The sequence below is a fragment of the Roseivirga seohaensis genome (genome assembly GCF_001592945.1).
In the GTDB taxonomy this organism is placed as follows: Bacteria; Bacteroidota; Bacteroidia; order Cytophagales; family Cyclobacteriaceae; genus Roseivirga; species Roseivirga seohaensis.
The window spans coordinates 326,760-341,737 of the sequence record NZ_LRPB01000023.1; the positions used below are offsets into that span (position 1 = coordinate 326,760).

The following is a 14,978-nucleotide window of genomic DNA, read 5'->3' on the forward strand; positions in this document are numbered from 1 at the left end:
TTAGAAGCCGAGCATTTTCACCGCAGTAATTGCGGCTTCATCTCCTTTATTACCATGTTTTCCTCCGGCCCTATCTAAAGCTTGTTGTTGGGTGTTTGGGGTAAGTACACCAAAAATTACAGGCTTATTGTACTTTAACGACACATTGGTAATGCCATGCGCCACGGCATCACAAATAAAATCGAAATGACGCGTTTCGCCCTGAATAACACAGCCCAAGCAAATGACAGCATCAATTTCTTCTTTTTGAGCCATCCATTGTGCGCCCATTGAAAGTTCGAAGCTACCTGGTACCATTTTCTTGATAATGTTTTCCTTGGTTGCTCCATTGGCAATTAGGGTTTCATATGCGCCTTGGTAAAGCGATTCTGTTACTTCTTCATTCCATTCTGAAACCACAATAGCAAACTTCTTCTTACCCATATCGGTAAGGTTTTTATCGCTGTAATCGCTAAGGTTTTTAAGGTTAGATGCCATAATTTTTATTGTGTATTGCTGTAGGTTTATTGATAATACAAAAAGTGAGTTTAGCCCTATGCTAAATAAAAAAGGTAAGACCTCACGACCTTACCTTCATTGTTAATTTTTTTCGAATCAAGAATTAACTCCCGGCAAGACCTTCTAGGCGAGCCTTATGCTTTCGTGCGCTAGCGTACTCAGCAGTTCCAAAATGATTCTTAATAATATCGTCTAAAGGCTTAATAGCCGCTTTAAGGTCTCCTTGTTTTTCGTAAGCCAAAGAAGCTTTCAATAAATAAGCTGGAGAAAAAGCATCGTCATCAGCAGTACTTGCTGCTTTTTCGTATTGGCTTGCTGCATCACTGAAATTACCCAATTCCATATAAGCATCGCCTGTTAGCTTATAAGCTCTTGCTTGAATCAATTCTTCAGAAGAAGAAAAGTCTTTCAAATGATCTAAAGCCAATTGAAATTTTTGCTCTTTTAAATAAATCGCTCCAACATAATAGTTAGACAAGTTTGCCGCTTCAGTTCCACCATAAATATCGATGATACTTAAGAAACCAAGGTTTCTACCGTCACCATTTAAGGCCAAATCAAGGCTGTCTTGCTCGAAGTAATACTGCGCCTGAAACATGTCTGCCTGCGCGCTATCGTTTTTATTCGACTTACTATAATTAAGTAGGAAAATAGCGCTGGTTACTACAATAATAACCAAGCCCGCTATCATACCAACAAAACCTGCTGGTCCTAGCTCTTTCTTCATTTTTCCAACTGCTGAGTTGGTATCGTTATGCTCGTTGTGTGCTTCTTCTGAAGTCTTTTGTGCCATCTCTTGAAAATTAGGTCGCAAATATAAGGAAAATGTTGAACAACAAGGGATTAAATCCTATTCGGTGATGAACGGGTAATCCTCTTGTACATAAACGTCTTTGTAAGCCTCAGATGGGTCTGGATAATCAGATTCTTCTGCAAACTTAACCGACTCTTCCACAGTAGCTTTGATCTTTTTGTCGATCTCTTTCAATTCTGCTTCAGTAGCCCATTTGTTCTCCAAAATCTTAGCCCTTACTTGCTCAATTGGGTCTCTATCTTTGTATTCGTTTAATTCCTCTTTGGTTCTGTATTTCGCAGGATCAGACATTGAATGCCCTTTGTAACGGTAAGTTCTGAACTCCAATAAAGTTGGACCATCTCCTCTTCTTGCTCTATCAGCAGCTTCTTCAACCGCAATGTGAACGTTTTCGGGGTTCATGGCATCAACAGCAGCAGAAGGCATATCATATGATTCACCTAAAGTATGAAGGTCGGTTACGTTAGAAGTTCGTTGAACCGAAGTTCCCATGGCGTAACCATTGTTTTCGATTACGAAAATCACCGGTAATTTCCAGTTCATGGCCATATTTAATGCTTCGTGGAATGCACCCTGACGCACAGCGCCATCGCCCATCATACAGATACAAAGCTTACCTGTTTTATTATATTTTTCGGCAAAGGCAATACCCGCGCCCAAAGGTACTTGGCCACCTACAATACCATGACCGCCCATAAACCCAACTTCTTTATCGAAGATATGCATAGAGCCACCTTTTCCTTTAGAAACTCCCGTTTCTTTGGCCATAAGTTCGGCCATAATTGCATTAGGGCTAGTGCCTAAAGCCAATGGCTGACCATGATCTCTGTAAGCAGTAATCCACTTATCGCCTTTTTCTAAAGCAGTAACCGAACCACTTGAACAGGCTTCTTGCCCAATGTATAAATGGCAAAAACCTTTAATTTTTTGCTGTCCGTAAAGCTGTCCTGCTTTTTCTTCGAACCTTCTTTGTAACAACATGTTCTCGAACCAGAACATATAAGTCTCCTTAGAGAACTTTGTCGCCTTTGTTGCTTTTGCTTTAGATGTTGCTTTAGTTGCGGCCATTCGTCAATATATTTGAAGGAAATCTCCGTTTCCTTTGCTTGTACAAGTTTAAATCGGAGTGCGAAAATAAGACAAAAACGTTCAACTTCGAAATTAATGCATCTCGAATCTATCGGCCTTAACAATTTCAAGAACTACGAAAGTTTAAAGATCAACTTTTCGAAGGAAATTAACTGCCTTGTAGGTAAGAACGGAAGCGGTAAAACTAATCTGTTAGATGCCATTTATTACCTCTGTATCACTAAAAGCGCCTTTAACCCCCAAGACAACCAATGTGCCCTCCATGGCCAAGACTACTTTTCATTACGAGGAAAAATTTCTCTGGGCGAGCGAACTCACACCTTTGTTTGCGGTTTGCAGCTGGGAAAAAAGAAATTAATCAAGCTAGACGAGAAGCCTTATAAGAAAGCGAGCGAGCATATTGGTAAGTTTCCGGTGGTGCTAATTGCGCCTAACGACACCGATGTAATCCGCAATGGCAGTGAAGATCGAAGGAGGTTTTTTGATGGAATTATTTCGCAAACCAGCCAAAGTTACCTCAACGACCTGATTCAATATAACCACGTACTCAAGCAGCGCAACAGTTTGCTGAAACAGTTTGCCGACCGTGATTTTTTCGATGCGGCCTTGCTTCAGCAATACACCGATCAGCTGATTGAAATTGGCCAGCGCATTTACGAGGTAAGGAAAAACTTTACTCAGGCTTTCCGTCCGTTGGTGCAAAAGCATTATGCCTTGCTTTCAGAAGAAAGTGAGCAAGTAGACTTACAATATGAATCGGACTTTGGGCAGGACATTGCTACTTTGTTTAAGCAAAATCAGAAAAAGGATTTAATTCTGAAACGCACCAATGTGGGCATTCATAAAGATGAGTTTCTATTTGAAATGGAAGGCGAACTGATTAAAAAGTTTGGGTCGCAAGGGCAGCAGAAGTCTTATTTGATTGCACTCAAACTTGCGCACTTCGATTATATTTTTAATGAAACGGAAATTAAGCCGATGCTGCTACTCGATGATATTTTCGATAAACTCGATGATTTCCGCATTACCAAACTGATGGAAATGGTGGCTTCTGATGCTTTCGGTCAGATTTTCGTTACCGATGCCCGCCCAGAGCGCAGCCAAAAAATATTCGAAGCCATTGGCCATGAAGTGAGGTTTTTTGAGGTGGTAGATGGAAAGTTGGGTTAACCTTTTGATTCTCTTTTTCCATTATTCTGATGTTCATATGGCTGGTTTTCAAAACTATTGAAATCAGGTTAAGAAGAAAGAACCCTTTCCGCTCTATCAATGGCAATAAATTGATTACTTTGTATCCTTAGAAAAGAATTCTCAAGAGAGAAGATGACAATAGAAAATATAGAAAAAATAAAATTTACTTTCTCAGGACACGACTCCTTTCAATGCCGTCAGCTTTGGCTGAAAAAGGGGTATGACTTTGTTAAGGAAGGAAGGAATTTCAATGATGATGATGCGGTTATTAAACTCGGAGTTGGAAAAAACATGGTTTCATCTATTCGCTTTTGGTTAAAGGCTTTTAATATTATTGACCATAAAGATATTCCTACTGAATTCGGTAGTCGATTGTTAGATGATGAAAATGGGTATGATCCATTTTTGGAAGAAGAAGCAAGTCTTTGGCTCTTGCATTATCAGCTAGTGAAAAATGGGTTTGCATCTATTTACTCCTTAATTTTTAATGAATTTCGAAAGGAAAAGTTATTCTACAATAAAGAAACCTTTGTGAACTATGTCAAAAGAATTGGTGAAGGTAATCCAGGTTTGAATTTCAATGAAAATACGGTTGCCAAAGATTTTATAGTTTTTACTAACCTGTATAAAAATGACCCTGAAAGTAAAGATGTTGAGGATAGTTTTTCTGGAATTCTATCTGAAATAGAGCTTTTAAAGACCACGAGAAAAGGAAAAGAAGAACAATTTTACATTGAAAATACTGAAAGAGACAATCTTCCAGAAGCAGTTGTCTTATTTTCAATCCTCGAGAATTCTAATTACGGAAATTCTATAAGCTTAAACTCTTTAGAGTTCGACTTTAATAGTCCGGGTTCAATTTTTGCCTTAAATAGGCCTGGCTTGATGAATAAAATATCGGACATTGTTGATGGCTTTAATGACATCACTTTTACTGACCAGGCAGGAATTAAAGAGTTGCAATTCAAAAATAAACTTGACCCCTACAAAACTTTAGATAATTACTATGGCAAATAATTTCACGACATCGGTAAATATTATAAGGGATACTGACAGGGATTTCAGCTATATCCCAACCCCAAATGCTAAGCAAATTGTAGGTCAAATAGTTAATGACTTTAAAAAAGGTATTCGCTCTTTTAATGTAGTTGGAACTTACGGTACAGGAAAATCTTCATTTCTTTTAGCATTTGAGCAAAGCATTACAGGAAAGAAACGATACTTTGATCCAAATTTTCTTACCAACCCCAAGTTTGATTTTGTAAAATTTATTGGCTCCTACTCTTCCATAGTTGAGCAGTTTTCAGATGCTTTCGAAGTTCAAACAAATAAAAATCAACAAGAGAATATACTTTCCGAGATATTCAACCGATACCATTCCATGGGGAATGACGATAAAGTCTTATTTCTCCTGATTGACGAATTTGGTAAATTTTTAGAATATGCGAGTAAGCACAACCCCGAAAAAGAATTATATTTTGTTCAACAATTAGCAGAGTTCTGCAATAACCCAAAGCACAATATTGTTTTAATTACTACTGTTCACCAAAGCTTAGAGTCCTACGCTTATTCACTAAGTAAAACTCAACAACAAGAGTGGACAAAAGTAAAAGGGCGTTTTCGTGAAATCACTTTTAACGAACCTGTTGAACAGCTTTTGTTTTTAGCTTCGGAATATGTAGCTGAGAACTTTGAAACCAAGGCTTCAGAATTAGAAATTGAGAAATGCTTAAAGCTTACTACCGAAACAAAGGCATTTAACTTTAATAAAGATTACCTAAAAGAAATAGCTTCTAAATTATATCCGCTTGATATTCTTTCAGCAAATATTCTCACACTTTCATTACAAAGATATGGACAAAATGAACGCTCATTGTTTTCCTTTCTTGAATCATCTGACCATACAGGCCTAACGAAATTCAACAAACAAGAAAATCCGTTTTACAATTTGTCAAACGTTTATGATTATCTGAATTTCAATTTCTATTCGTTTTTAACCTCAAGATATAATCCTGACTTTTCCGCATGGAGTTCCATTCGTTCATCAATCGAAGAAGTGGAAAGAGCATTTGATTCAAATATCAATGATTACATTAAGGCTGTTAAGACGATTGGACTTTTAAATATCTTCTCCGCAAGTGGTTCAATCTTAGATTTGAATTTCTTTATCGATTATTTAAAAACTGCCTGCGGTGTATCAGATGCCAAAGAAGTCATTAAGAATCTAGAGACAAAAAATATTATCCGTTATCGCTCGCATTCAAGGAGGTTCATCCTATTTGAAGGAACAGATTTGGACATTCAAACCGCACTGATTGAAGCCGGGAATAGAATTTCTGAGGTTGTTGATATCACTACGCTGCTAAACAAACATATCCGATTCAACCCAGTCTTTGCAAAGCAGTATTCATTTACCACAGGAACGCCACGATATTTTAAGTTTGTCATTTCAGACTACCCAGAGCTTGGGAAAATTCCAGAAGGAGAAATTGATGGCTATATAAATCTTGTTTTTAATAGCAAGCTGAAAGAAATCGACATCCAAAATATCTCCAAACAAGAAGAAGAGGCCATCATTTATTGTTTTTTCAACAACTCTGCTGAAATTAAAAATTTGTTATTCGAGATTGAAAAAATTCAGAAAGTACATGATGAAAACAAAGATGATAAAGTCGCAAAGAGAGAGTTAGAAAATATAATTGAATCACAAATTCGTTTATTAAACCATTACATAACTGACAGTATTTATTCAGGTAGCAAAGATGTGAAGTGGTTTTTTAGTGGAGCAGAAAAGAAAATCTCTGACAAAAAGGACTTCAACAAACTACTTTCCCAAGTTTGTAGCATTGTATATGATGCCACCCCAGTTTTCAAAAACGAACTTGTGAACAAACATAAAATTTCATCTTCCATTCATACGGCCAAAAAAAATTATTTCAAGGCCTTATCAAACAATTGGGATAAAGAACACTTAGGTTTTGACGATTCTAAATTTCCACCAGAAAAGACCATTTATTTATCCCTATTAAAAGAAAACGGCATTTCGCCAATTAGAGAAAATGCAACAGATGTAATTTCTATTGATAGAACTTCTTCATTCTACAAGCTTTGGTGTGCTTCAGAAGACTTTATAGAAAGTGCCAAATCTGAACAATTAAAGGTCTCTGAATTAAGTGAATTACTGAACAAAAGACCTTTCAAGCTTAAGCAAGGTTTGATTGACTTTTGGGTTCCTACATTCTTATTTTTGAAACGAGATGATTTCGCCATTTTCAATGATGACAGCTATATCCCTAATTTGTCAGAAGAGAATTTGGAGTTAATAGCCAAATATCCTGAAAAGTATTCAATAAAGACATTTGATATTGAAGGTGTAAAGCTTGATATTTTTAATAGTTATCGAACATTCTTAAACATTGCTACCGAACAAAAATTCGATAACAACTCGTTTATTGAAACCATAAAGCCATTTATTGTTTTCTACAAACAGTTGCCTGAGTATAGCAAAAACACAAAGAGACTTTCGCCTTCTGCTATTAAAATTAGGAAGGCCATAATTACGAGCAAAGACCCAGAAAAAACTTTCTTTGAAGCGTTTCCAAGTGCCCTAGGCTTGACGCTCTCAGCTCTACAAAAAGATAAATCTAAACTTCAAAACTATACCATAAGCTTACAAGATGCTGTTAAAGAATTGCGGACTGCTTATGATGAATTACTTATGCGTTTTGAAGATTTCATTTGCAGCGAATTCGTTGGACAATCTTCAAATTTTGTAGAATATAAAGGACATCTTCAAAAGCGTTTCTCAAAATTAAAAAAGCATATGCTTTTGAGTAATCAAAAGACTTTTGTGCAACGCTTAGACTCCCCTTTAGACGACCGAAAAGCTTGGCTAAACTCCATAGCACAAGCCATATCTGGAAAAACACTCGAAACCTTTTCTGATGAGGATGAAATATTGCTTTATGAAAAATTTAAAGCCATGATTTTAGAGTTAGATAGCTTGACTAAAATTTCTAACAATGATATTGATGATAGCAAAGAAGAAGTTATCGGGGTTAAAATTGATTCGTTCTTTAGCAAAATTGACCCAAAAGTGGTCAGAGTGCCCAAGAATAAGAGTAAAGAAATTGAGCACTTGAAAAATGAGCTCAGAAATAAATTAGGTACCGACAACACATCAAATATTGCTGCTGTCTTGAACCTTCTTAAAGAGTTATTACAATGAGCAAAGTAAGACATGTTTTAGGCATATCAGGAGGGAAAGACAGTGCGGCTTTGGCAATTTATGTTAAGACAAAGTATCCTTCGATTAATTTAGAGTTCTACACCTGCGACACAGGTAAGGAACTAGATGAAACCTATCAATTGATAAAAAACCTCGAAGTATATCTCGGAATTAAGATTGAGCTTTTACAAGGTGCCGAAAATAGTTCAGAAGATCCTTTTGACCACTTCTTAAAAATGTATGGTGGTTTTCTACCTTCATCCCAAGCACGCTGGTGTACCAAAAAATTAAAGCTTGCCCCTTTTGAAAATTATGTAGGCGATGACCCAGTAATCTCCTACGTTGGAATCAGAGGTGATGAAGAAAGAGAAGGTTATATTTCAACTAAAAAGAACATTCAATCCATATTTCCATTTCGTAAAAATATTTGGAGTCAAGATGTTGTCACAAAATTGCTGTCAAACCAAAATATGGAACAGCTAATAACAATGTCTAAAAACATAGACTTTGGTAAAAACCAAGAAAAAGCATACCAAACCATTACTCGAAAAATAGACACAAGTTTCACTCTTGACCAAAAACTAAATATTCTATTAGACTCAAATGTGAAAGCATTTAATCATTTGGTTTTTGATTTTTTAAAAACAACAGATTATCCGTTAGCAACAGAAGCCTCGTTTCCGCTTCTGGAAAATGATGAAGTCTTAGTGAGAGATGATATTTTTCGAATTTTGGAGGAAAGTGGAGTAGGTGTACCTGCCTACTACAACAAAATAGAGTTTGAAATCAATGGGAAAAAAGGAGAATACGCAAGAAGTCGCTCTGGTTGTTTCTTCTGCTTTTTCCAACAAAAGATTGAATGGGTTTGGCTTTATGAGCAACACAAGGATTTGTACCTAAAAGCAATGGAATATGAGAAAGATGGATATACTTGGGCACAAGGCGAAAGCTTAGAGGATATCATCAAACCTGAAAGAATAGAGCAAATCAAGGAAGAGTACATTAAAAGAATGGAAAGAAAATCAAAAGCTAAATCACCTTACCTAGTGGATATTTTAGATGATAACGGGGATGAAGGGTGTGCAGCTTGTTTTGTGTAATATAAATCTAATAACCAGGAATATGGAACAGAAATTTAAAAATTGGAAGCACCTTGATTCTAGCTATTGGGTAAATCAAGAAACAAATTGGGTGGTAAAAGAAATCAGCAGAGAAGATGAAGAACAATGGGTAATCCTTGATGACCGTGATATGATGATTTCGTGCGAATGGAAAGATAACAAAGAGGATTGTATGGAAGAAGCTGATAGTATTTGTTTGGAAGCTGTGACACTTTGACAATCTTGATAAATAAAATATCATACCTCGACTATAACTCCACTACCCCCATCGACCCAAGGGTACTTGAGGCAATGTTGCCGTTTTTAAAGTACAACTTTGCCAATCCAAGTAGCACTCACCATTTTGGTCAAAGCATCAATGAAAAGGTAAAGCAGGCCCGTGAGCAAATAGCTAATTTTATTAAGGCTGAACCCAATGAATTGTTTTTTACGAGTGGGGCAACAGAAGCCATTAATATTGCCCTTAAAGGAGTGGCGGAATGCTATTCTAGCAAAGGAAAACACATTATCACGGTTTCAACGGAACACAAAGCAGTAATAGATACTTGCAAGGATTTAGAAAGAAAGGGTTTTGAGGTAACTTATTTACCCGTTCAATCGAATGGATTAATAGATTTAAAAGATCTTCAAAAAGCTATCCGAAATGACACTATTTTGGTTTCGGTCATGTATGTCAATAATGAAACCGGAGTAATTCAACCCATCAACGAAATTTCAAAAATAGCTCACGAAAAGGGAGCTTTATTTATGTCCGATGCCACGCAGGCCGTTGGTAAAATTGATGTTAATGTTGATGATTTAGGTATTGACTTGCTCTCTTTTAGTGGACATAAAATGTATGCTCCAAAGGGGATTGGAGCCCTGTTCGTAAGACAAAAAGGTAATAAAGTAAAACTTACTGCACAAACACACGGAGGTGGACACGAACAAGGTTTGAGAAGTGGCACTTTAAACGTCCCTGGAATTGTTGCCTTAGCAAAAGCCTGTGAAATTGCTAGTGAAGAAATGCTGCAACGTGAAAATGCTATTTCAGAATTAAGAGATACATTGGAAAGTGAATTATTAAAACTACCAAACACTTCACTGAATGGTGATTCCAAAATAAGAATCTACAATACCACCAATATTTGTTTTAAAGGACAAGACGCCAATGTGTTGATTGGCAGAATGAAAGGCATTGCTGTGTCCAATGGCTCAGCTTGCTCCTCAGCTGTAGTAGAGCCCTCACACGTTTTAAAAGCGATGGGGATAAGTGATGACGATGCGTTTGGTTCATTACGTTTTTCATTGGGCAAATTGAATACAAGAGAAGAGATTAGAAATGTTATTCAAGCAATTCACAAAATGTTAATACCAACTTTAACTTAAATAATTATGATATCTGCCGAAAACCAAATAAGGTTCGTAAGTGATTCAACAGCACTTCTCTCAATGCGTGATTCTGATTTTGATGCCTACAGTGCTATTGGTGAAGTCATAGATAATTCCATTCAAGCCGATTCAAAAGAAATTAAGATTCGAGTTAAAGCCCATAAGGAAGCAAGGCAAAGAATTGGTGAGTTTCAAGTGGTTGATTGGATTGCATTCGGGGACGATGGTTCTGGCATGAACAGGGATACATTACATAGATGTTTACAACTAGGGTTTTCTAGTAGGTATAACGACAGATCGGGTATTGGGAGGTTTGGAGTTGGAATGACTTTGGGTGCAATCAATCAATGTAAAAAGGTTGAGGTTTATTCTAAAGTGAAAGGTGGAGTTTGGCTTTACACATTGATAGATATTGATGATATAACTGGGACTCCTGCCAAAATGAACTCTATTCCAGAGCCCAAGGAAAGTAAGATTCCCGAGGAATTTGCAGCTTTGGTAAATCAAGAACAAGGGACTTTGGTAATTTGGAGTAAATACGACAAACAACCGGTGAGTGCTGATTCAATGGTTAAGGAAATGGATATTTGGATTGGACGCACCTTCCGAAAGTTCATATGGGGAGAAGTTGATGTCAATGGATCGACTAATAAATTGAATATTGAAATCAACAATGTGAAAGTTTTAGCCCTTGATCCTCTTCATGTAAAAAATGAACGATTTCCGAGTGATAAATCCTCTTATCAAACAGAGCCAATAGTTATCGATTGGCCAATCCCTACAGAAGATGGAGAAATTTTCAAAGACCTTGCCTCAAATGAAATAAAGATACAATTATCTCTGATCGACCCATCTCTTCGAGATTATCAAGGTGTTGGTAACGCTAAAGAAACAAGAGATCGATTTATTGATAGAAACGAAGGTGTTTCGATCCTAAGAAATGGTAGAGAAGTTTTTTATGGTGAAATTCCTCACTGGAAACCAGCTTTTGAGGAAATTGATCGCTGGTGGGGATGCGAAATCTCGTTCGATCCTATTTTAGACAAGGTGTTTGCCGTAAAAAACATAAAGAGAGGCGCAGTACCAATCACCACGCTTAAGCAGTCTATAAATGAGAAAATTGTACCAACAATTAAAACATTTAGAGAACAAGTTTCAGAGCATTGGAAAAAGCGAAAGGTAGAAAAAGCGCAGGAAAAGCTAAAAGAGCAAAGTGATAATGGAACTGCCACTGGTCATGAAGAAGCAGAAGGTGTAGCAAAAAAATCAGAGACTCAAAAACCTCAAATAACACCTCAAACTCAAACCAATGCAAATGTGCTGGCTTCACAAATTCATGCCAACGAAACCGCGGAGCAACAAGCAGCCTGGGCTACAAAATTTGCCAGCCAACCATACACCATTATAGATGAAAGCTGGAAATCTCCTGAATTTATTGAGATTCATCCCTTAGGAGGCTCAGATGTAATCAAGTATAATTTGAAGCACCCATTTGTTGAAGAGTTATACAGTCTGGTTGATCAACTACAATCCTCAGAAGCGGATCAAGAACTAGCTATGAAGCTAAAAAGCCTAATAGATCTGCTGATAATAAGTTATGCAAAATCGGAATCCATGTTTGATAAGGATAGGGAGTTTAAAGCCGAGCGATTCTTCGAGGATTTAAAGATTAGCTGGGGGCAATACCTGAAAAGTTATTTGGAGACATGGAAGTCAGAAAATTATTAAAATGCTCTTTAGTAATTTAACAAAGCCCAAACTTCAAGAACTAATCAGTGAGTCCGTTTTGGATCGACTGGAAAGAATTATCCCCGTTATAAAGGGGGATGCCACCGACCCAAATGAGATTTACCGGAAAGATACATTAGTCAAAATATTTACATCATTTTCAAATTCAAATCTATTCAAGGATAAGGGATTCCTCAGTGAGTTACTAAATACTACTTCAGAAGAAACAATTGATCGCATTTGTGAGGAAACAGAAATATCAATAAGCGGAAAAAGCTTTAAGCAAAAGACAGAAGCTTTATTAAAAAAAGGGTGGACTGATTACGAGTTTTGTTCGAAGTTTCTATCAGTTGCCGAATTGCCTGATTCTTTCTTGCCAATAAAGCAGGAACCTTTTCTTCCTGAAGAGGATTGCCTGCCTCCAATAGCTCCTTTTAAGACGCTTAAGGACTACCAAACTGGTGTATTCCAGCAGAGTATGGAGCTCATCAAAATCTTGAATTCAAGGTTTATTGTTCAAATGCCTACGGGTTCAGGTAAGACGCGAACATCCATGGAAATTATTACAGATGTACTCTGTAAGAATCCAGAAGGAAGCATCGTGTTTTGGCTTGCGCATTCTGAAGAGCTCTGCGAACAGGCGGTACAGTGTTTCAAAGAAGTTTGGGAGCACGTTGGAAATAAAAGAGTGAAGGTTTTTCGGGTTTGGGATAAAGGAAAACTCAGCTTTACTTTTCCAGAGTCGGCTTTTATGGTTGGTGGTTTTCAGAAACTTCATGCCTTACTGAAAAAGGATCAAATCCCATTTAATGAGGTAAAAAAACGAATCGTTCTTTTGGTTATAGATGAGGCGCATAAAGTTTTGGCCCCTACGTATTTGGAAGCTACAAGAGCTTTAATAGGTGATACCACCAAAGTAATTGGGCTCACTGCTACACCAGGTAGGCATATCGATGATATGGAAGAAAATAAATCACTTTCGGATTTTTTCTTAAACAAGATCATCACCATAGAATCAGCGGGTAATCAATCGGTAATTCAATACCTAAGGGAAAAGAAGGTGCTGTCACGAGCCACTTTCGAGCCACTAATTACCAATATCAATTACGAATTAGACGATAAACAGAAGAAGCATCTTCAAACCTTTTATGATTTCCCAGAAGGATTATTGAGAAGGATTGGCAATGATGATTTCAGGAATCTAGAGATCGTAAAAAGAATTGATAAAGAATGCTCAGATAGTAATCCACAAATTATATTCTTTGCTTGTAGTGTGGATCAATCCAAGTTCATCTGTTCATTACTTGTCTATATTGGATATAATGCAGCACATGTTGACGGGGGAACGGAAAAGCCCATGAGGCAGAAATTGATTGATGATTTCAAGAGCGGAGAGATTCAAATCATCTGCAACTATGGCGTGTTGTCCACCGGATTTGATGCGCCAAAAACGGATGTTGTATTTATTGCAAGACCCACAAGATCCATCGTACTGTACAGTCAAATGATAGGCAGAGGATTAAGAGGTCAGGCTATAGGTGGAACTGAAAAGTGTAAGGTTATTACGGTTAGGGACAATATCATTGGCCTACCAGATGAGGATGACATTTTTGATTATTTCGATGAGTATTTTGATAAATGACTATGCTTTTCAAAAACGGATTTGATCTTCAACCCAAACTCAGCGAATACATCAATCGTTCGCAAAGACTTTTTATTTTCTCACCATATATAAAATTGAAAACGCTAAAGACGCTAATCGATGGACAGAAAAATGTTAAAGCAGTTTTTGTCAGGTGGGAAACCAAAGATATAATTCTTGGCGCATCAGACCTAGAAATTTATCCGTACCTCAAATCGAAAGGAATTTTACTTTTCAGAAATTCACGATTACATCTCAAAGCATATCTTGACGAATACAAAAATTGTTTTCTCACAACTGCAAACATTTCTTCACGAGCGCTGAACCTTCCACCTTATTCAAGGTACAATTATGAAATAGGAACATTAGTAGAGGATTTGGCTATTGAGGACCGTTTGTATTTTCAAATCATTGAAAGCGAAAGCGTTTTAATAACTGATAATATTTATAACCAGCTTATTGACCAACTGCCTGAAAAGAAACGTGAATTCCCCAACGAAGATGATTTCGATTTTAAATTTGAGTCACCCGACAAGGATTTTCTTATTTCATCTCTACCAATGACCTATAGCGTTGAAACACTTTTTAGAATATATATGGATACAGAATTTGTAAATGAAGTAGAACTCAATTGTGCATTACACGACTTGGCTATATATAAAATACCTTTGGGACTTCCTTCAAGTAAATTTAGAGAAAAATTAGTTGATGCTTTTTTTTCACATCGATTCATTGAATGTTTTTTAGAGAATTTAAAAGGCTCTAATGAAATTTATTTTGGAACTGCAAAAGAATGGATTCATAAAAACTGTACCGATTCTCCTACTCCTAGAAAGTGGGAAATCACAGAAAATATTCAAATACTTTATAGATGGATTGTGAAATTGGGCAGTGGTAAATATGCAGTTGACAGACCTAATTATTCTGAAAGATTATTCAAAGTTTAAAACTCACCACTTATAAAAGTGAAGAATTAAACACAATTATGAGGTACTGCCTTTGTTAGTTGAAACAGGCCTAACTTCTATTGCTCCAGTTATTCTTGCTCTTGGTCTTCCCGCTCTCCTAGCAACTCTAAAGCCTTCGTCAATTGAATGGCATTACTAGCAATGTATTAATTTCTTATTTGAATCATAATGGCCATCACCGTGGCCAAATGCTGTACTACAATTCTTTACGCTTCAATTTTCTTTCACCCAATTGACTCTACTTTTATTTGAGTTCCATTGGTAGGTCAAAAGTCACGTTTCTTAATGTATGTCGCATGATTTATATAATCTTCTGATCTCCAAAACT

At 36.8% G+C, this 14,978-nt stretch carries 12 protein-coding genes; 9 read left to right on the forward strand and 3 right to left on the reverse strand.

Going from position 1 to position 14,978, the window contains the following annotated elements; translation table 11 throughout:
- From ribH to pdhA, 3 genes are all read right to left on the reverse strand, one after another.
- Positions 1-477, reverse strand: a complete 477-nt coding sequence (ribH, locus tag AWW67_RS07855; RefSeq protein ID WP_053221658.1) for a 6,7-dimethyl-8-ribityllumazine synthase — start codon at positions 475-477, stop codon at positions 1-3.
- Between the two features lie 124 nt (positions 478-601).
- Positions 602-1,291 (reverse strand): tetratricopeptide repeat protein, encoded by a 690-nt coding sequence (locus tag AWW67_RS07860; protein WP_062300962.1) that lies wholly within the window; start codon positions 1,289-1,291, stop codon positions 602-604.
- Positions 1,292-1,348: 57 nt separating this feature from the next.
- Positions 1,349-2,380 carry a pyruvate dehydrogenase (acetyl-transferring) E1 component subunit alpha gene (pdhA, locus tag AWW67_RS07865; protein WP_053221660.1) on the reverse strand — a complete coding sequence of 344 codons (1,032 nt, stop codon included), beginning with the start codon at positions 2,378-2,380 and terminating at the stop codon, positions 1,349-1,351.
- 96 nt (positions 2,381-2,476) lie between these two features.
- On the opposite strand from pdhA, the gene recF reads away from it, so the two are divergent.
- The 9 genes from recF to AWW67_RS07910 all read left to right on the forward strand — a co-directional run bounded on the left by recF (position 2,477) and on the right by AWW67_RS07910 (position 14,629).
- Positions 2,477-3,571 (forward strand): DNA replication/repair protein RecF, encoded by a 1,095-nt coding sequence (gene recF / locus AWW67_RS07870; RefSeq protein ID WP_062300963.1) that lies wholly within the window; start codon positions 2,477-2,479, stop codon positions 3,569-3,571.
- Between the two features lie 153 nt (positions 3,572-3,724).
- On the forward strand, positions 3,725-4,609 hold the full coding sequence (locus AWW67_RS07875) for a DUF4007 family protein (RefSeq protein ID WP_062300964.1): 885 nt from the start codon (positions 3,725-3,727) through the stop codon (positions 4,607-4,609).
- Complete coding sequence (locus AWW67_RS07880; protein ID WP_062300965.1) at positions 4,599-7,820, forward strand: hypothetical protein; 3,222 nt, start codon at positions 4,599-4,601, stop codon at positions 7,818-7,820. Before AWW67_RS07875 ends, AWW67_RS07880 begins: the two co-directional genes overlap by 11 nt.
- A complete protein-coding gene (locus AWW67_RS07885; protein WP_062300966.1) occupies positions 7,817-8,920 on the forward strand; it encodes a phosphoadenosine phosphosulfate reductase family protein in 1,104 nt (367 codons plus the stop codon). Before AWW67_RS07880 ends, AWW67_RS07885 begins: the two co-directional genes overlap by 4 nt.
- 22 nt (positions 8,921-8,942) lie before the next feature.
- Positions 8,943-9,158 carry a hypothetical protein gene (locus tag AWW67_RS07890; RefSeq protein ID WP_062300967.1) on the forward strand — a complete coding sequence of 72 codons (216 nt, stop codon included), beginning with the start codon at positions 8,943-8,945 and terminating at the stop codon, positions 9,156-9,158.
- Positions 9,159-9,163: 5 nt separating this feature from the next.
- Positions 9,164-10,309: a cysteine desulfurase family protein gene (locus AWW67_RS07895; protein ID WP_082794014.1), complete on the forward strand. Its 1,146-nt coding sequence runs from the start codon at positions 9,164-9,166 to the stop codon at positions 10,307-10,309.
- 6 nt (positions 10,310-10,315) lie between these two features.
- Positions 10,316-12,040 (forward strand): ATP-binding protein, encoded by a 1,725-nt coding sequence (locus tag AWW67_RS07900; RefSeq protein WP_062300968.1) that lies wholly within the window; start codon positions 10,316-10,318, stop codon positions 12,038-12,040.
- 1 nt (position 12,041) lies between these two features.
- The gene (locus AWW67_RS07905) at positions 12,042-13,682 is read left to right on the forward strand and encodes a DEAD/DEAH box helicase (RefSeq protein ID WP_062300969.1); all 1,641 of its coding nucleotides are present in this window, start codon (positions 12,042-12,044) and stop codon (positions 13,680-13,682) included.
- A 2-nt stretch (positions 13,683-13,684) separates the two neighbouring features.
- Complete coding sequence (locus AWW67_RS07910) at positions 13,685-14,629, forward strand: phospholipase D-like domain-containing protein (RefSeq protein ID WP_141655404.1); 945 nt, start codon at positions 13,685-13,687, stop codon at positions 14,627-14,629.
- Positions 14,630-14,978 lie beyond the last annotated feature (349 nt).